The organism is Blastococcus sp. TF02A-30 (genome assembly GCF_003319185.1).
Taxonomy (GTDB): Bacteria; Actinomycetota; Actinomycetes; order Mycobacteriales; family Geodermatophilaceae; genus Blastococcus.
This window is the reverse complement of record NZ_QOHJ01000010.1, coordinates 33083-49297: the sequence shown is the minus strand read 5'-3', so window position 1 is coordinate 49297 and position 16215 is coordinate 33083. Positions and strand designations below refer to the sequence as shown.

The following is a 16215-nucleotide window of genomic DNA, read 5'->3' as shown; positions in this document are numbered from 1 at the left end:
ACGGGGCCGCCGCGGTGGCCGCCGCCGACGTGGCGCAATTGGTAGCGCACCCGACTTGTAATCGGGCGGTTAGGGGTTCAAGTCCCCTCGTCGGCTCCGCGCGCCCGTCCCGGGCCGGTGGGCCCTGGACGGACGCGGTCGCGCCGGTCACCATGTCGGGGTGATGGGGGCGTCGACGGTTCCCTATGTCGGGCGGGCACCCCAGCGAGCGGTGGTGGCGGCTGCCTTCGCCGAACCCGGGCACGTCGTCCTGGTCCGCGGCGAGGCCGGCGTCGGGAAGTCATCGCTGGTGGCCGCCGAGCGGGCCGGTGCGACGACCGACGTCGTCAGCGGCGGGTGCCTGCAGCTGGCGGGGGAGCCGCTGCCGCTCGCCGCGCTCGAGCAGATCTTCGACGCGCGCGGCGGCTGGCCGGAGAACGAGGACCCCGAGCAGCAGTCGGCCGAGCAGCGGCTGAGGTCGATCCGACGCTGGGCCGATGCCCTCGCTCCGGCCGGTCCTGCGGCCATCCCCACCACCCTGGTCGTCGAGGACCTGCACTGGGCCGACGAGACCACCTGCGACGTCCTGGTCTACCTGGCCTCCACGGCGGGCCGCCGGAAGCTGAGCATCGTCGCCACGCTGCGGGACGACGAGACGCCGCGGGTGGGCCGGGTGCGCCAGGCGCTGGCCGATCTCGCCCGGCTGCCGGGCACCGTCGACGTCACGATCCAGCGGCTCGACCGTGACGAGGCGCGGGAACTGGTCGCCGCGCTCACCGGCGGGGCAGAGGTCGACCTCGACGCCTGGTACGAGCAGTCGCAGGGCAACCCCTACCTGCTGGGCGAGCTGGTGAAGGACCCCGCCGCGCGGCGGCTGCACGACGTGCTCCTGGCCCGGGTGCACGAGCTCGGGTCCGACGCCACCGAGCTGGTGCGGCTGGCCGCGGTGTTCGGCCTCTGGGTCCGCGACGCCCACCTGCACGCCGCCTCTCCGCTGCCCCCCGAGCGCTACGCGCCCGCCGTCCGCGAGGCGATCGCGGCGGGCGTGCTGGTGGTCGACGGCGAGGACTACGCCTTCCGGCACAGCCTCATGTGCGAGGCGGTGCTCTCCCAGCTGCTGCCGATCGAGCGGCGGGAGCTGCACGACCGCGCGGCACGGGCGCTGGCCGCCGACGCCGGCGACGACATCGTCACCGCGGCCTCGGTGAGCACCCACTGGTCGGCGGCCGGCGCCGCCGACCAGGCCGCCGAGTGGAGCCTGCGCGCGGCGCGCAAGGCCCGGTCGCTGGACGCCTACGCCGAGGCGTGGGGCTACTACCAGCGCGCGCTCGACGCCGGCCGCAAGGCGGGACCGCCCTCGCTCGAGCTCGCCCAGGAAGCCGCTGGTGCCGCCCGGCTGGCCGGCGACCCGGCCACCGCCGCCGCGATCATCGAGGACGCGCTGGCCCACGACCCGGGCGACGGCGCCGAGCGGGCCTGCGCCCTGGAGCGGCTCGGCTGCTTCCGGTGGGAGGCGGGCCAGACCGACAAGAGCCTGGCCGCCTACGCCGAGGCCACGGCCGCGCTGGACGACGACGTCAGCGCCGTGCACGCGCAGGTGTGGGGCGCCCAGGCACGGGCCTCGTTCATCATGGCCGCGTTCGAGGACGCCGCCCGCGACGCCGACCGGGCCGTCACCGCTGCCCGCGAGCACGGCAGCGCCGCGGTGCTCGCCGACGCCCTGATCACCCACGGGACCGTGCGGGCGCTGGACGGCGACGGCGGTGGCATCGCCGAGCTGCGCGAAGCCGCGGCGCTGGCACGGGGATCCGGTGAGTACGCCGTCCTGTGCCGGGCCTACGCGAACCTGGTCCTCGCGCTCGAGCTCAGCGGTCATCCTCGCGAGGCGGGCGAGGCCGCCGCCGAGGGCCTGGCCGTGATGCCGGAGTACGGGATCGAGCTGGCGGTGGGCGCCGCCCTCGCCTGCAACGCCGTGAACACGATGCGGCGGCGGGGTCGGTACGGGCAGTGCACCGAACTGCTCGGCCGGCTGCTCGACGGGAGGCGCGTCCAGGGCCAGGCGCTCCACCTGCACCTGGAACGCGCGGAGCTGCAGCTGGCCGTGGGGGATCTCCCGGGCGCGCGAGCCAGCCTGGAAGCGGCGGCGCCCCTGGCGGAGGTCGACGAGCCGACGGTCGTGGCGGCGATCGCCGCCGTGCGGGCGGAGCTGCTCTCCCGGGCCGGTGACCACGACGGTTGCCAGCGCGTGGTGGACGAGGCCCTGCGCCGGCTGGCGACCACCGAGGACCGCCGCTTCCGGACCGAGCTGCTCGTCATCGGGTTGCGGGACGCAGCCGACACCGTCCCGCAGCGCGGCGCCGTGGTGAGCGCGCGGCTGGAGCGGCTGGCCGGAGAGCTCGACGTGCTCGTAGCGGACGACGACGACGTCGACCACCACGCGCACCACCTCACGGCGGCGACCGAGCTGCTCCGCGCCCGCGGCACGGCGACCGCGGAGGCGTGGGCCGGTGCCGCCGACGCGTGGCGCCGCGCCGCGAGGCCGCGCGAGGAGGCATATGCCCTCTTCCGTCAGGCCGAGTGCCACGTCGACGCGAAGCAGCGGGCGAAGGCCGCCGCCTCCGCCGCGGCCGCACGAGCGATCGCCGCGGGCATCGGGGCCGTGCCGCTGGTGACCGCCGTCGACGAGCTGGTGCGGCGCACGCGGCTCGCGCCGGCGCCCGCGCCCAGGGCGCCCGTGGAGGACCGTCCGCACGGGTTGACCGCGCGGGAGGCCGAGGTGCTCGCCCTGCTGGGGACCGGGGCCACCAACCGGCAGATCGCGAGGAAATTGTTCATCAGCGAGCGCACGGTGGGTGTTCACGTGTCCCGCGTCCTCCATAAGCTCCAGGTCGCGAACCGGGCGCAGGCAGCGGCAATGGCGGCGTCGGTTCTCCGCTAGCCACGCGAACTGCTGTCGAAGGGATCTCGGATGTCGCCGATGAAGTTCTCCCTCATGAACCCCTGGGACGACCGGGAGGAGACGGTGGAGCTCGACGACGACCTGGCGGGGAAGGTCCAGGAGACCGTCGACAACGACCCGGATCTCACCCTCGCCGAGGTGCTCCGGCAGGGGCTGCAGCGGATCGTCGAGGAGCGGTCGGGCGGCGGCCGGGCCTGATCGCGCTCAGCGCAGGCTCGGCTCGAGCTGCGCGCGCAGGGCGCGGATCGCCCGGCCGCGCAGCGGGCCGAGGCTGCCGCGCGGGATCCGCAGCTCGCGGCTGAGGTCGTCGTAGGACCGCTGCTCGCGCAGCATCGCCTGGACGACCCGCCGCTGGCTGTCCGGCAGCGTCTCCACCGCGCGGTGCAGCGCCTGCCGCAGCTCGTCGTCCATCAGGCGGGCGGCGTGGTCCTCCTCCACCGGCGGCACCTTGTCCGCGACGTCGTCGCTCGGGACGGCGCGCTGCTGGCTGCGCAGCACGGCCAGCGCCTCGCGGCGGGCCGTCGTCGCCAACCACCCGGGCAGGCAGCGCACGTCCTGGATGGCGCCCGCGTGCCGCAGCAGCAGCACCCAGGTGCGCTGCACGGCCTCGTCGACGTCGGCGTCGCTGCGCAGCACGACGCGCGCCGAGGAGCGCAGCAGCGAGCCGAAGCGGTCGACCGTCGCCTGCCAGGCGCGCTCGTCGCCGGCGGCCAGCGCGTCCAGCACGCTGCGGTCGGCCGCGTCGGCGGTCGCGGGGCTGGGGGCGAGCAGAGCGGGCATCGGGGGGTCCTCCCGTCGTCGTGATCTGACGGGGAGGAGCCTCTGGCGGTGCGGGCCGGCAGAAATCCGCCGAACGACGTATCCGGGCCGCCCGGAACTACGTACGTACGGCGCCCGGCGTGCCAGGGTCGTGCGCACACCCGCCGTCAGGACGAGGAGGCGCCGTGAGCGACCACGTGTACAGCCTGAGCGAGATCGTGGGCAGCAGCCCGAACAGCATCGACGAGGCCATCCGCAACGCCATCGCCAAGGCGTCCCGCACGGTCCGCAACGTCGAGTGGTTCCAGACCCAGGAGATCCGCGGCCAGGTCGTCGACGGCCAGGTCGCCCACTACCAGGTGACGCTGAAGATCGGCTTCCGCGTCGACTGAGCTAGTCGAAGCTCCCGGCGCCGTCGCGGCGGTAGGGCGAGAGCCGCTCGACCCGCTCGCGCTCCTGCCGCTCGGCGCGCACCCTCGCGGCGGTGCCGGGCGGGTACCCGGCCTTGACCACCCGGTGCTCGATCGTCTCGGTCATGAAGGCCGTCGAGAAGACCAACCCGAGCAGCAGCCCGCCGAACGCGGCCGACAGCCGGTAGGCCAGCGGCACCGGGACGGCGAGGACGCAGACGGCCATCACGGGCGCCAGCTGCACGAGCGCCCGGGCGAGGTGCCGCCAGATCCAGGTGCGCCGGGTCGTGTCCGCGAGCACCCAGGGCGCGAGCTCGCGGGGGAGCCCGCCGCCGAGGGCGTACCAGACCCACTGCACGGGGTTCGGGCGCTGCACGGGCACCTCTCGACGGTAGGCCCGATCCGGAGGACACTGCGCCGCACCGTCGCCGAGGAGGCCGCCGTGCAGATCAGCCAGCTGTTGCGCCGCAAGGGCCACGACGTCGCCACCGTGCCGGGGACGGTGAGCGTCCGCGACGCGCTCGCGGTGCTGGCCCGGCACGGCATCGGCGCCCTCGTGGTGTCACCCGACGGGCGGCAGGTCGAGGGCATCGTGTCCGAGCGGGACGTCGCCCGCGGGCTGCACGAGCGGGGCGCCGGCCTGCTGGCGGAGCCCGTGTCGGCGGTGATGACCGCCCAGGTGCACACCTGCACGCCGCACGCCGGCGTGCAGGACCTCGCGCGGACCATGACCGACCACCGGGTGCGGCACGTCCCGGTGGTCGAGGACGGCGCCCTGGTCGGCATCGTCTCGATCGGCGACGTCGTCAAGGCCCGGCTCGACGAGCTCGAGGCCGAGCGGGAGCAGCTGGTCGACTACATCCAGTCGCCCTGACGTCCCCGCCTCGCGCCGCGGCCGCGCGCGTACGGTGACCGCTCGTGGACGAGCGTCGCCTGGGGGTCGCCTCCGGGCTGGCCGCCTACGCCCTGTGGGGGCTGTTCCCCCTGTACTTCCCGCTGCTGGAGCCGGCCGGCGGGCTGGAGATCGTCGCGCACCGGGTGCTCTGGTCGCTGCTCTTCGTCGGCCTGCTGCTCACCGCGGTGCGGCGCTGGGGGAACGTGCGGGCGGCGGTCACCGACCGGCGCACCGTTCTGGTGCTGGCCGGCGCCGCGGTCCTGATCGCCGCGAACTGGCTGATCTTCGTCTACGGGGTCAACTCCGGGCACGTCGTCGAGACCTCGCTCGGCTACTTCATCAACCCGCTGGTCAGCGTGCTGCTGGGCGTCGTCGTCTTCGCGGAGCGGCTGCGACCGCTGCAGTGGCTGGCGGTCGCGATCGCGGCGGTCGCCGTGGGCGTGCTGACCGTCGACTACGGACGTCCGCCGTGGATCGCGCTCAGCCTGGCCGCCACCTTCGGCCTCTACGGGCTGATGAAGAAGGTGGTGCGGGTCGAGGCGGCCCCGGGGTTGTTCGTCGAGACCGCCCTGGTGTCGCTGCCCGCGGTGGCGGTGCTGGCGTTCCTGCAGGCCGACGGCAGCGCCACGTTCGGCGCCGAGGGCGCGGGGCACGTGGCGCTGCTGCTGAGCTCGGGGGTGGCCACGGCGGTACCGCTGCTGCTGTTCGCCGCCGCTGCCCGCCGCATCCCGCTGTCGACGGTCGGGCTGCTCCAGTACCTGACCCCGCTGATGCAGCTGGCCATCGGGGTCTTCGTATACGACGAGCCGATGCCGCCGGCCCGGCTGGCCGGGTTCGCGATCGTGTGGCTGGCGTTGGCGGTGTTCACCGCGGACAGCCTGCGACACGCCCGGGGGCTGGCGCGCCGCCCTGTGACGGAGCCCCTACCGGCCGGCCTGTGACCGGATCCCGCGGGAACCAGCCGTCACAGCCGTCACCGGCCGGTCGGAACGCGGAAACGTCGGACGGCGGCGCTACCGTCGCTCCCGAGCCGGTGGGCACGCCCGCCGGTGCGAGCCCGGCAGGAGATGAACCGACGATGAGCAGCGACCCCACCCCGGCGGTCTCCCCGCCCCGGGCCGACGGGTCCCCGGAGGAATCCGCGCAGGTCGTGAGCCTGGGGCTGTCCCGGCGGGAGCACGAGATGCTCGCCTTCGAGCGCCAGTGGTGGCGGTCGGCCGGCGCCAAGGAGACGGCGATCCGCGACCGTTTCGAGGTCTCGCCGACCCGCTACTACCAAGCGCTGCACGCCCTGGTCGACCGTCCCGAGGCCCTCGCCCTGGATCCGCTGCTCGTCCGGCGGCTCCGGAGGGTCCGTGCGGCGCGGCAACGAACGCGTTCGTCTCAGGGTCCTGGGCATTGAGAGTTACAAGCATTAGATTCAGTCACCGTGGGCAGGCACGCCGAATCAGGCAGTGACGGATCGGACTGGGGCAACCCCCCGGTCGCGGCTGGCCGTCGTCGTACCGACATCCCCGATGCGCTCTGGCACGGGGCGCCGGATGCCGCGCTGAGCGACCATCCGACGGCGCCCGGCCGCGACCGCGGCCGGGTCGACGCCGCGCCGTCCCGGCGCAGCACCCCGGCCCCCGCCGGGCGAGCTCCGGTCGCCGCCGGTCGGGCGCCGGAGGCCGGCCGCGCGATGCCGAAGTCGCGCCTCCCGCTGCCCCCCGTCCCGGCCGCCTCGGCCCGCGCGCCGATGGCTCCCGCCCCCGCGGCGGGCAAGGCGGCTCCGGCGCCCGTGCTGTCCCGCCCGGCCCGCACCTGGCCCGAGGACGCCGAGCCCGAGAGCACCGGCCCGGCCGGTCTGCGCGGCGCCGCTCCGCGGGTGCCCCGCCAGGCCACCGCCTCCGGCGCCTCCGCGCCGGTCTACGGCGACTGGACCAAGCCCTCCCGCGAGCTCCCGTCCGAGGAGGAGATGCGCGCGTTCCTCGCCGGCGCTGCTCCGGCCCCGGAGACCAGCGCCATCCCCGAGCGCTCGCTCGCCGGCCGCGGCCGCGACGCCGAGCCGGTGGGCGACGACGAGGAGCTGCCGGCCGCCCGCGGTTCCCGCGCCCCGGTCGGTGGGCGCGCCGCGCTGCGCGCCGAGCGCCAGGCCGCCGAGGTCGCGCGCAAGAAGTCCGGCAAGCGCAGCGGCTCCACCGCGCTGCTCGACGAGGGGCAGACGCCGCGCAAGCCGCGCCGCGTCGCCGCCGGCCTCGTGGCGATGGCCGTCGTCGCCCTCGGTGTGCTGGGCGTCTACCAGCTCACCGCGCCGGGCACCGACGAGGCCGGCGCCACCGGCCCGGCCACCAGCAGCGCCGCCCCTTCGCCGTCGCTGGCCCCGCTCCCGTCGCTGCCGTCGGAGACCGCCCCGGTCGAGGAGGTCGTGAGCACGCCGGTGCGCGTGCCGGTCGTCGTCCTCAACGCCACCGACGTGAACGGCCTCGCGGCCAAGATCTCCGGTGCCGTCGTGGGTGGCGGCTGGGAGTCGCCCGCGGTCGGCGCCTACTCCGGCGGCGACATCGCCGCGACCACGGTCTACTTCACCGAGGGCGACGAGAACCAGCGCCAGGCCGCGATCCAGCTGGTGGACCAGTTCCCGCAGCTGCAGGGCCCCGCGCCGCGCTTCTTCGAGATGCCGGCCGAGATCACCACGCCCGGCCTGGTCATCGTGGCCGCCGGCGACTGGCAGCCCTGACCTCGACCAGCGCTGAGACGACGGCCGGGCGGAACACCGCCCGGCCGTCGTCCGTTGGCCCCGACGTGCGCGCTGCCCGCGGGCCCGTCCGTCGCCGCCCGCGCTCCCGCGCCCGCGCCTCGTTCGGCCTCCTCCTCGCCCCGCTGCTCGGCGCCGGCCTCGTCGCCCTGGCGCCGCCGGCCGGCGCGGCCGACGACGTGCGCGTCGAGGAGGCCCTCGTCCCGTCGGGGACGGGTGACCTCGCCGTCGAGCTGGACACCTCGCTCTACCTGCCGGACGCCGACGGGCCGGCGCCGGCCGTGGTCCTCGCGCACGGGTTCGGCGGGAGCAAGGACTCGGTCGCCGACGACGCGCGCGACCTGGCCGGCCGCGGCTTCGTGGTCCTGACCTTCTCGGCGCGCGGGTTCGGCGAGAGCACCGGGCAGATCGGGCTGAACGACCCCGCGGCCGAGGTGGCCGACGTCACCACGCTGATCGACCGGCTCGCCGAGCGCGACGACGTGCTGCTCGACGCCGACGGGAACCCCCGGGTCGGCGTCGCCGGCGGCTCCTACGGCGGCGCGCTCGCGCTGCTGGCCGCGGCCTACGACGAGCGCGTCGACGCCATCGCCCCGCAGATCACCTGGAACTCGCTCACCGCGGCGCTCTTCCCCTCGCAGACCGGTCCGGTCGACGGGGCCACCCCGGCGGCCACCTCGCAGGATCCCGACCGCGGCGTCTACAAGCGGCTGTGGTCGGGGCTCTTCTTCGGCATCGGCTCATCGCCGTCCGGCGGGCTGCTCGACGCGCTGGGCGGGGACGACGGCCAGGCGCCGGACCTGACCGAGCTCGACCCCGGCTCGCTCGACCCCGTCGCGGTGGAGGAGGCGCTCACCTGCGGCCGCTTCCGCGCCGACGTCTGCGCCGCGTACCAGTCCGCCGCCTCGACCGGCACGCTCACGCCCGAGGTGGCCGCGGTGCTCGACCGGGGCAGCCCGGACCGGGTGCTGGACCGCATCACGGCGCCCACCCTGCTCGTGCAGGGCACCCAGGACTCGCTCTTCGGGCTCGGCCAGGCCGACGCCAACGCCCGCGGGATCGCCGCGAACGGCACGCCGGTGAAGGTGGTCTGGTTCGACGGCGGGCACGATGCCCAGGCCTCCGAGCGCGAGACCGGCGAGCTGCGCGACCTGGTGGCCGGCTGGTTCGACCTCCACCTGCGGGGCGAGGGCGACGCCGGGCCGGGCTTCCAGTACCCGGCACCCACCGGGCTGGGCAGCGTCGGCAGCGTGCAGGGCGGCACGCAGACCGTCGTCGCCGACGCCTACCCGGGGCTCGACGGCGCGGGAGCGGTCGAGCGGACCGGCATCGCCGTCAGCGGCCCCGTCCAGCCGGTGGTGACCCCGGCCGGCGGCACTCCCGCCGCGCTCACCACGCTGCCCGGCCTCGGCGGCCTCGCCTCGGCGCTGTCCGGCACCGCGGTCGAGATCCCGGGGCAGTTCGCCGCCTTCGACAGCGAGCCGCTCGACGAGGCCGTCGAGGTGGTCGGCGCACCGACGGTCACCCTCGCCGTCGCCGCACCGGGTGGCTCGGCCACGCTCTTCGCCAAGCTCTACGACGTCGCCCCCGGGGGCGGGCTCACCCTGCCCTCCGGTCTGGTCGCGCCGCTCGCGCTCACCGGCCTGTCGGCCGACCCGGCCGACCCCACCGAGGTCCGGGCGACCCTGCCGGCGATCGTGCACCGGTTCGAGGCGGGGCACCGGATGCGCCTGGTGGTCTCCTCGACCGACCAGTCCTTCGCGCTCCCGTCCCAGGCCGCGGTCTACTCCGTCGGCCTGCCGGGCGGTCTCGCCGCCGCCACCGCCGAGGTGGCCGTCCCCGAGGTCGACGGCACGACGCAGGCGACCGCGGGCTCGGCCCGCTGGTGGGTGCTGCTCGGCGTGCTGGCGGCGCTGGGGCTGCTGGCGTGGGTGGGCACCCTGCTCTGGCGGCGGCGTCGCGACCGCCGGCTCGCGGACGTGGAGCCGGACGGCGAGGACGTCCCGCTGCGCTTCGAGGGCGTGACCAAGGCGTACAAGGACGGCTTCGTCGCTGTCCGCGACCTCTCGTTCGAGGTGCGCCGCGGCCAGGTGCTCGGCCTGCTCGGCCCGAACGGCGCGGGCAAGACCACCTCGTTGCGGATGCTGATGGGGCTGATCCGGCCGACCCAGGGGCGGATCAGCATCTTCGGTCACGCCGCGGGGCCGGGTGCCCCGGTGCTCTCCCGGCTGGGGTCCTTCGTCGAGGGCACCGGCCTGCAACCCCACCTGTCCGGCCGCGACAACCTGCGGCTGTACTGGGCGGCGACCGGCCGGCCGGCCGAGGACGCGCACATGGAGGAGGCGATCGAGGTCGCCGGGCTCGGCGCGGCGCTCGACCGGCCGGTGCGCCGGTACAGCCAGGGCATGCGCCAGCGGGTCGCCATCGCCCAGGCGATGCTCGGGCTGCCCGACCTCCTGGTGCTCGACGAGCCCACCAACGGGCTGGACCCGCCGCAGATCCACGCCATGCGCGAGGTGCTGCGCTCCTACGCGGCGACCGGTCGCACGGTCATCGTCTCCAGCCACCTGCTCAGCGAGATCGAGCAGACCTGCAGCCACGTGGTCGTCATGGCCAAGGGGCAGAAGATCGCGCAGGGGACGGTCGAGCAGATCGTCGGCACCGGGGGAGCGGTGCTCGTCGGGGTCGCCGACGTCGACGCCGAACGCGCTGCCGCGGTCCTCACGGCGCTGCCCGGGGTCGCCGTCGAGCGCACCGACGAGGGCCTGGTGGCCGACCTGGACGGCACCAGCCGGGCCCGGGCGCTGCAGGCGCTGGTGGAGGCCGGCATCGCGGTGGACCAGTTCACGCCGCGCCGCCGGCTCGAGGACGCCTTCCTGGCGCTGGTGGGGGAGAGCTCGTGAGCACCGTGCAGCCGACCGGCGCCGTCGCCGGCTACCGCCCGGAGCGCACGCTCCGGCTGGCCGTGGAGCTGCGCCGGCAGTTCAAGCGGCGCCGCACCCTCGGCGTGCTCGCGCTCATGGTGGCGCTGCCGCTGATCCTCATCGCGGCGCTGCAGCTCGGTGGCGCGGAGGAGGCGGCGGAGGAGTCCCGCGTCAACCTGGTCGACGTCGCCACCGCGAGCGGGCTCAACCTGACCCTGTTCACGCTCTTCGCCACGACCGGCTTCTTCCTCGTCGTCGTCTTCGCGCTGTTCTTCGGCGACACCGTGGCCAGCGAGGCGCAGTGGGGCTCGCTGCGGTACGCGCTGGCCACGCCGGTGCCCCGCGCTCGGTTGCTCCGGCAGAAGTGGCTGGCGGCGCTCGTCCTGTCGGTGCTGTCGATGGTCGTGCTGGTCGCGACCGCGATGGTCGCCGGCGGCATCGCCTTCGGCTTCGGGGACCTGCGGACGCCGGTCGGTGTCGCCCTCGACCAGCAGACGGCGATCGTGCGGTTGCTCGGGATGCTGGCCTACCTCAGCGTCCACCTGCTCGTGGTCGGGACCCTGGCGTTCTGGCTGAGCACCGTCACCGACGCCCCGCTGGCAGCCGTCGGTGGCGCGGTCTTCACCACCGTCGTGTTCGCGGTGCTGGAGCAGGTCGAGCAGCTCGGCGGCGTCCGCGACTGGTTCCCGACGGCGTTCAACTACGCCTGGACCGACCTGCTGCAGACGCCGGTGGACTCGGGCGACCTGTTCCGGGGCGTGATCCAGGGCCTGGCGTACTCGGCGGTGTTCACGGCGCTGGCCGTGCGCAGCTTCGCCCGCAAGGACGTGACCAGCTAGCGGTCAGCGGAGGCTGGCGAGCACGGCCTGGGCCCAGCCCTCGCCCATGGGCGCCTCGGTGGCGGTCGCGTTGGGGACGGCGGCCAACCGCTGCGCCATCCCGTCGACGGCGGCCCCGTTCGCGGTGATGAACAGCCGGCCGACCGCGGGCGCCATCTCCAGGTCGCTGACGCTGTCGCCGATCGCCACGGCGTCCTCCGGCGCCAGCCCGCGGCGCTGCAGGTCCCAGGCGATCGCCGCGCCCTTGGAGATGCCGCGCGGCATCAGGTGGTAGACGTGCGGTGGCGCCGGATCCGGGGCCAGCGTCATGCGCGACGTGGCCGCGATCGCCCCGTTGTCGTTGAGGGTCAGCCAGCCGAGGCCCCGTTCGGCGAGCCAGGCGTCGACGGCGACGGGGTCGACCCGGCCCCGCAGCAGCGCGTCGGTGTCGTGGGTGGTGTGCCAGGGGGCGTGCCACTCCAGCTGCCCCGGGTGCTCGGCGACCAGTCGCTCCACGATGCCGAGCTCGGCCATGACCGACATCGGCGTCCGGCCGGCGTGCTCCTCGGGCAGCTCGCCGGGAAGCCGGTGGCGCTCCCGGCCGCCGTCCCAGCTGACGACGGCGCCCAGCTCGGCGATGGCGCCGTCGGCGGCGAAGATCCGCGCCGCCTCCACGACCTGGTCGAGGGTGCGGCCGCTGACCAGCACCAGGTGCACACCGGCCCGGTGCAGCTCCAGCAGCGCGGCGGCGGGCGTGTGCGTCAGGTCGCGCCCGGCGGTGTGCCAGAACGACCCCCGCGGACCGACCATCGTGCCGTCGAGATCGGTGTAGACGACACGCGCTGCCACCTCCCCATCCTGTCCCGCCGTCGCGCGGGCGGGCGCACTGGGTAGAGTCGGCGGCGTTCCACTCATCCAGAGGGGCAGAGGGACACGGCCCGATGAAGCCCCGGCAACCGCCGCCGCGCGCCTGCGCGGCGGGAGGTGCCAATTCCGTCCCGCGCGGCTCGACGGCCCGACGCGGGGAAGATGAGGAGGTAGTCGTCGCATGACCCTGACCGCTCCCGGATCCCTCCAGGCCGACTCCTCGGCCGGCGGCCCCGTCGCCCCCAACCCCGCGCGCGGGCTGATCTGCCGCAACTGCGGGGCCACCTTCGGGCTGATCGCCGAGCACGCCTGCGCCGAGTGCTTCGGCCCGCTGGAGGTCGACTACGACCCCGAGCTGATGAAGGCCGTGACCCGCGAGCAGATCGAGGCCGGCCCGCAGAACATCTGGCGGTACGCGCCGCTGCTGCCGGTGGGCCAGGACCCCGCGGCCCGCGTCTCCCTCGACCCCGGCATGACCCCGCTGGTGCGGGCCGACCGGCTGGCCGAGGAGCTGGGCCTCACCGGCGGGCTGTGGGTGAAGGACGACTCGGCCAACCCCACCCACTCGTTCAAGGACCGCGTGGTGTCCCTGGCAGCGACCGCCGCCAAGGGGCTCGGCTACGCCAAGATCGCCTGCGCCTCGACCGGCAACCTGGCCAACTCGGTGGCCGCGCACGCCGCCCGCGTCGGCATCCCGTCCTACGTCTTCATCCCCAGCGACCTGGAGCCCGGGAAGGTCGTGCAGTCGGCGGTCTACGGCCAGACGCTGGTCGCCGTCGACGGGTCCTACGACGACGTCAACCGGCTGACCAGCGAGCTCGCCGAGACCGACGAGTTCGAGGACGCCGCGTTCGTCAACCAGAACGTGCGGCCCTACTACGCCGAGGGCTCCAAGACGATGGGCTACGAGATCGCCGAGCAGCTGGGCTGGCGGATCCCGGCGCAGGTGGTCATCCCGATGGCGTCGGGCTCGCTGCTCACCAAGGTGGACAAGGCGTTCCGCGAGCTCGTGGCCGCCGGCATCGTCGAGGCGACCGGGTGGACGATCTTCGGCGCCCAGTCGGCCGGGTGCGACCCGATCGCCACCGCCTTCGACAACGGCTGGGACGTCGTCCGGCCGGTCAAGCCGACCGGCATCGCCAAGTCGCTGAACATCGGCAACCCGGCCGACGGGCCCTACGCCCTCGACGCGATCCGGCGCACCGGCGGGGCCGTGGCGCGGGTGGGCGACGACGAGATCGTCCAGGGCATCCGCGACCTCGCCCGCACCACCGGCGTCTTCGCCGAGACCGCCGGCGGCGTCACCGTCGCCGTGCTGCGGAAGCTGGTCGAGGGCGGGCAGCTGGACCCGGCGCAGGAGACCGTCGTCCTCAACACCGGCGAGGGTCTCAAGACCCTCGCCCCGCTGGAGCCGGTCGTCGGGTTCACCCACCGCGTGGAGCCGTCGCTGAGGTCGGTCCGGGCTGCGGGTCTCATCGGCTGAGGCGTAGGCTCCTCGCAGTTCCCCGGTCCGGGCGACGCAGGTCGCCGGATCCGGGTATGAGTCGTACGCGAAAGTGCTGCCACCTGCGCTTTTCTGCTGTACCTTCTCCCGCGGTTCGAGTTCCACGCGCGTGTTGACGGGCGGAAGAGCTAGACCCGGACCCTCGGAGTCGAGGGCCCGTCCGCACGCACGAAACGTGGGAGCACACGTGGCACAGGGCACCGTGAAGTGGTTCAACGCCGAGAAGGGCTTCGGCTTCATCGCCGTCGACGGCGGCCAGGACGTCTTCGTCCACTACTCGGCCATCCAGATGGACGGGTACAAGTCCCTCGACGAGGGGCAGCGGGTGACCTTCGAGGTCGTCCAGGGCGAGAAGGGCCCGCAGGCGGACGCCGTCCGCAGCGCCTGAGTCCAGCTCGAAACCGAGGCCCGGTCCCCTGCGAAAGGGGCCGGGCCTCGGTGCGTCTGCGGCCGGGAACAGCGGGGTGGGGTACCCCGTTCTTGCACTCGCAGGGGTCGAGTGCCAGACTCGTTTCTGGCACTCGGGTCTCCTGAGTGCCAATCAGGTCGGTCGGTGAGGCACCGGCTGGCGGGCTAAGGGGCTCGTGCAGCAGGTGTCGTCCGTCGCGGGCGCCGCACCCGGCCGTGCAGCGATCAATGCATGGAGGACATCACCACATGGCCAAGATGATCGCCTTCGAGGAAGAGGCGCGCCGCGGCCTCGAGCGGGGCATGAACACCCTCGCCGACGCCGTCAAGGTGACCCTCGGCCCCAAGGGCCGGAACGTCGTTCTGGAGAAGAAGTGGGGCGCCCCCACGATCACCAACGACGGTGTGAGCATCGCCAAGGAGATCGAGCTCGAGGACCCGTGGGAGAAGATCGGGGCCGAGCTGGTCAAGGAGGTCGCGAAGAAGACCGACGACGTCGCGGGTGACGGCACCACCACCGCCACCGTGCTGGCCCAGGCGCTCGTCCGCGAGGGTCTGCGCAACGTCGCCGCCGGCGCCAACCCGATGGCCCTGAAGAAGGGCATCGAGAAGGCCGTCGAGTCGGTCAGCGAGTACCTGCTCTCGACCGCCAAGGACGTCGAGACCAAGGAGCAGATCGCCGCCACCGCCTCGATCTCCGCCGCTGACCCCGCCATCGGTGAGCTCATCGCCGAGGCCATGGACAAGGTCGGCAAGGAAGGTGTCATCACCGTCGAGGAGAGCAACACCTTCGGCCTCGAGCTCGAGCTCACCGAGGGCATGCGCTTCGACAAGGGCTACATCTCGCCCTACTTCGTCACCGACACCGAGCGCATGGAGGCCGTCCTCGACGACCCGTACGTGCTCGTCGTCAACTCGAAGATCAGCTCGGTCAAGGACCTGCTCCCGCTGCTGGAGAAGGTCATGCAGTCGGGCAAGCCGCTGGCCATCATCGCCGAGGACGTCGAGGGCGAGGCCCTCGCGACCCTGGTCGTGAACAAGATCCGCGGCACCTTCAAGTCCGTCGCCGTCAAGGCCCCGGGCTTCGGCGACCGCCGCAAGGCCATGCTGACCGACATCGCCATCCTCACCGGTGGCCAGGTCATCAGCGAGGAGGTCGGCCTCAAGCTCGACAACGCCGACGTCTCCCTCCTGGGCCGCGCCCGCAAGGTCGTCGTCACCAAGGACGAGACCACGATCGTCGAGGGTGCCGGTGACGCCGACCAGATCCAGGGTCGCGTCAACCAGATCCGCGCCGAGATCGAGAAGTCGGACTCCGACTACGACCGCGAGAAGCTGCAGGAGCGCCTGGCCAAGCTGGCCGGTGGCGTCGCCGTCATCAAGGCCGGCGCCGCGACCGAGGTCGAGCTCAAGGAGCGCAAGCACCGCATCGAGGACGCGGTGCGCAACGCCAAGGCCGCCGTCGAGGAGGGCATCGTCGCCGGTGGTGGCGTCGCGCTCGCGCAGGCGACCACCGTCGCGTTCGAGAAGCTCGAGCTCGAGGGTGACGAGGCGACCGGTGCCAACATCGTGCGCGTCGCGCTCGAGGCGCCGCTGAAGCAGATCGCCGTCAACGCCGGCCTCGAGGGCGGCGTCGTCGCGGAGAAGGTGCGCAACTCGGAGACCGGCTGGGGCCTCAACGCCGCCACCGGCGAGTACGTGGACCTGGTCGCCAACGGGATCATCGACCCCGCCAAGGTGACCCGCTCGGCGCTGCAGAACGCCGCCTCCATCGCGGCGCTCTTCCTCACCACCGAGGCCGTGATCGCCGACAAGCCCGAGAAGGCCGCTCCGGCCATGCCGGGTGCCGACGGCGGCATGGGCGGCATGGACTTCTGAGTCCAGCCACCTCGTAGCACCAGCAACGCCCGGCAGGGGCGGTCCCGCATCGCGCGGGGCCGCCCCTGTCGGCGTTC

General features: G+C 74.2%; 15 protein-coding genes, 1 tRNA gene and 1 riboswitch. Of the genes, 13 read left to right on the top strand and 3 right to left on the bottom strand.

The window, feature by feature from the left end:
* Positions 1-23: 23 nt before the first annotated feature.
* The 3 genes from DQ241_RS19345 to DQ241_RS19335 all read left to right on the top strand — a co-directional run bounded on the left by DQ241_RS19345 (position 24) and on the right by DQ241_RS19335 (position 3136).
* A tRNA-Thr gene (locus DQ241_RS19345) sits at positions 24-96 on the top strand.
* 67 nt (positions 97-163) lie between these two features.
* Positions 164-2917: a LuxR family transcriptional regulator gene (locus DQ241_RS19340; protein WP_113831849.1), complete on the top strand. Its 2754-nt coding sequence runs from the start codon at positions 164-166 to the stop codon at positions 2915-2917.
* Positions 2918-2956: 39 nt separating this feature from the next.
* Positions 2957-3136: a hypothetical protein gene (locus tag DQ241_RS19335; protein ID WP_147252412.1), complete on the top strand. Its 180-nt coding sequence runs from the start codon at positions 2957-2959 to the stop codon at positions 3134-3136.
* A 6-nt stretch (positions 3137-3142) separates the two neighbouring features.
* Here DQ241_RS19335 and DQ241_RS19330 read toward each other — a convergent pair whose 3' ends face one another.
* The gene (locus tag DQ241_RS19330; protein WP_113831847.1) at positions 3143-3718 is read right to left on the bottom strand and encodes an RNA polymerase sigma factor; all 576 of its coding nucleotides are present in this window, start codon (positions 3716-3718) and stop codon (positions 3143-3145) included.
* Between the two features lie 164 nt (positions 3719-3882).
* On the opposite strand from DQ241_RS19330, the gene DQ241_RS19325 reads away from it, so the two are divergent.
* On the top strand, positions 3883-4089 hold the full coding sequence (locus tag DQ241_RS19325; RefSeq protein WP_113831846.1) for a dodecin: 207 nt from the start codon (positions 3883-3885) through the stop codon (positions 4087-4089).
* A 1-nt stretch (position 4090) separates the two neighbouring features.
* Here the strand turns inward: DQ241_RS19325 and DQ241_RS19320 are convergent, their stop codons facing one another.
* The gene (locus DQ241_RS19320; protein ID WP_113831845.1) at positions 4091-4489 is read right to left on the bottom strand and encodes a DUF5313 family protein; all 399 of its coding nucleotides are present in this window, start codon (positions 4487-4489) and stop codon (positions 4091-4093) included.
* Positions 4490-4549: 60 nt separating this feature from the next.
* Between DQ241_RS19320 and DQ241_RS19315 the strand changes: the two genes are divergently transcribed.
* From DQ241_RS19315 to DQ241_RS19290, 6 genes are all read left to right on the top strand, one after another.
* Positions 4550-4981, top strand: a complete 432-nt coding sequence (locus tag DQ241_RS19315) for a CBS domain-containing protein (RefSeq protein ID WP_113831844.1) — start codon at positions 4550-4552, stop codon at positions 4979-4981.
* Between the two features lie 44 nt (positions 4982-5025).
* A complete protein-coding gene (gene rarD, locus DQ241_RS19310; protein WP_113831843.1) occupies positions 5026-5943 on the top strand; it encodes an EamA family transporter RarD in 918 nt (305 codons plus the stop codon).
* A gap of 137 nt (positions 5944-6080) precedes the next feature.
* A complete protein-coding gene (locus tag DQ241_RS19305) occupies positions 6081-6404 on the top strand; it encodes a DUF3263 domain-containing protein (protein ID WP_113831842.1) in 324 nt (107 codons plus the stop codon).
* Between the two features lie 279 nt (positions 6405-6683).
* On the top strand, positions 6684-7721 hold the full coding sequence (locus DQ241_RS19300) for a LytR C-terminal domain-containing protein (RefSeq protein WP_113831841.1): 1038 nt from the start codon (positions 6684-6686) through the stop codon (positions 7719-7721).
* A gap of 65 nt (positions 7722-7786) precedes the next feature.
* Positions 7787-10642 (top strand): alpha/beta fold hydrolase, encoded by a 2856-nt coding sequence (locus DQ241_RS19295; RefSeq protein ID WP_113831840.1) that lies wholly within the window; start codon positions 7787-7789, stop codon positions 10640-10642.
* A complete protein-coding gene (locus tag DQ241_RS19290; RefSeq protein ID WP_199584758.1) occupies positions 10639-11502 on the top strand; it encodes an ABC transporter permease in 864 nt (287 codons plus the stop codon). Before DQ241_RS19295 ends, DQ241_RS19290 begins: the two co-directional genes overlap by 4 nt.
* Before the next feature lie 3 nt (positions 11503-11505).
* On the opposite strand, the gene DQ241_RS19285 is transcribed toward DQ241_RS19290, so the two are convergent.
* Positions 11506-12330 (bottom strand): HAD family hydrolase, encoded by an 825-nt coding sequence (locus tag DQ241_RS19285; RefSeq protein WP_113831839.1) that lies wholly within the window; start codon positions 12328-12330, stop codon positions 11506-11508.
* A gap of 59 nt (positions 12331-12389) precedes the next feature.
* Positions 12390-12517: riboswitch (SAM riboswitch) on the top strand.
* Positions 12518-12529: 12 nt separating this feature from the next.
* Here DQ241_RS19285 and thrC point away from each other — a divergent pair.
* From thrC to groL, 3 genes are all read left to right on the top strand, one after another.
* Entirely contained in the window at positions 12530-13831 is a 1302-nt protein-coding gene (gene thrC / locus DQ241_RS19280; RefSeq protein ID WP_113831838.1) for a threonine synthase, read from the top strand.
* Between the two features lie 208 nt (positions 13832-14039).
* Positions 14040-14240, top strand: coding sequence for a cold-shock protein (locus DQ241_RS19275; RefSeq protein ID WP_012946987.1), 201 nt, complete (start codon positions 14040-14042; stop codon positions 14238-14240).
* Between the two features lie 269 nt (positions 14241-14509).
* A complete protein-coding gene (gene groL / locus DQ241_RS19270) occupies positions 14510-16138 on the top strand; it encodes a chaperonin GroEL (protein ID WP_113831837.1) in 1629 nt (542 codons plus the stop codon).
* The last annotated feature ends 77 nt before the right edge of the window (positions 16139-16215 follow it).

Excerpts from the sequence above, each read along its gene's own strand:
- DQ241_RS19340 (WP_113831849.1), top strand. The coding sequence starts at position 164 with ATGGGGGCGTCGACGGTTCCCTATGTCGGGCGGGCACCCCAGCGAGCG.
- DQ241_RS19335 (WP_147252412.1), top strand. The coding sequence starts at position 2,957 with ATGAAGTTCTCCCTCATGAACCCCTGGGACGACCGGGAGGAGACGGTG.
- DQ241_RS19330 (WP_113831847.1), bottom strand. The coding sequence starts at position 3,718 with ATGCCCGCTCTGCTCGCCCCCAGCCCCGCGACCGCCGACGCGGCCGAC.
- DQ241_RS19305 (WP_113831842.1), top strand. The coding sequence starts at position 6,081 with ATGAGCAGCGACCCCACCCCGGCGGTCTCCCCGCCCCGGGCCGACGGG.
- DQ241_RS19300 (WP_113831841.1), top strand. The coding sequence starts at position 6,684 with ATGCCGAAGTCGCGCCTCCCGCTGCCCCCCGTCCCGGCCGCCTCGGCC.
- thrC (WP_113831838.1), top strand. The coding sequence starts at position 12,530 with ATGACCCTGACCGCTCCCGGATCCCTCCAGGCCGACTCCTCGGCCGGC.
- groL (WP_113831837.1), top strand. The coding sequence starts at position 14,510 with ATGGCCAAGATGATCGCCTTCGAGGAAGAGGCGCGCCGCGGCCTCGAG.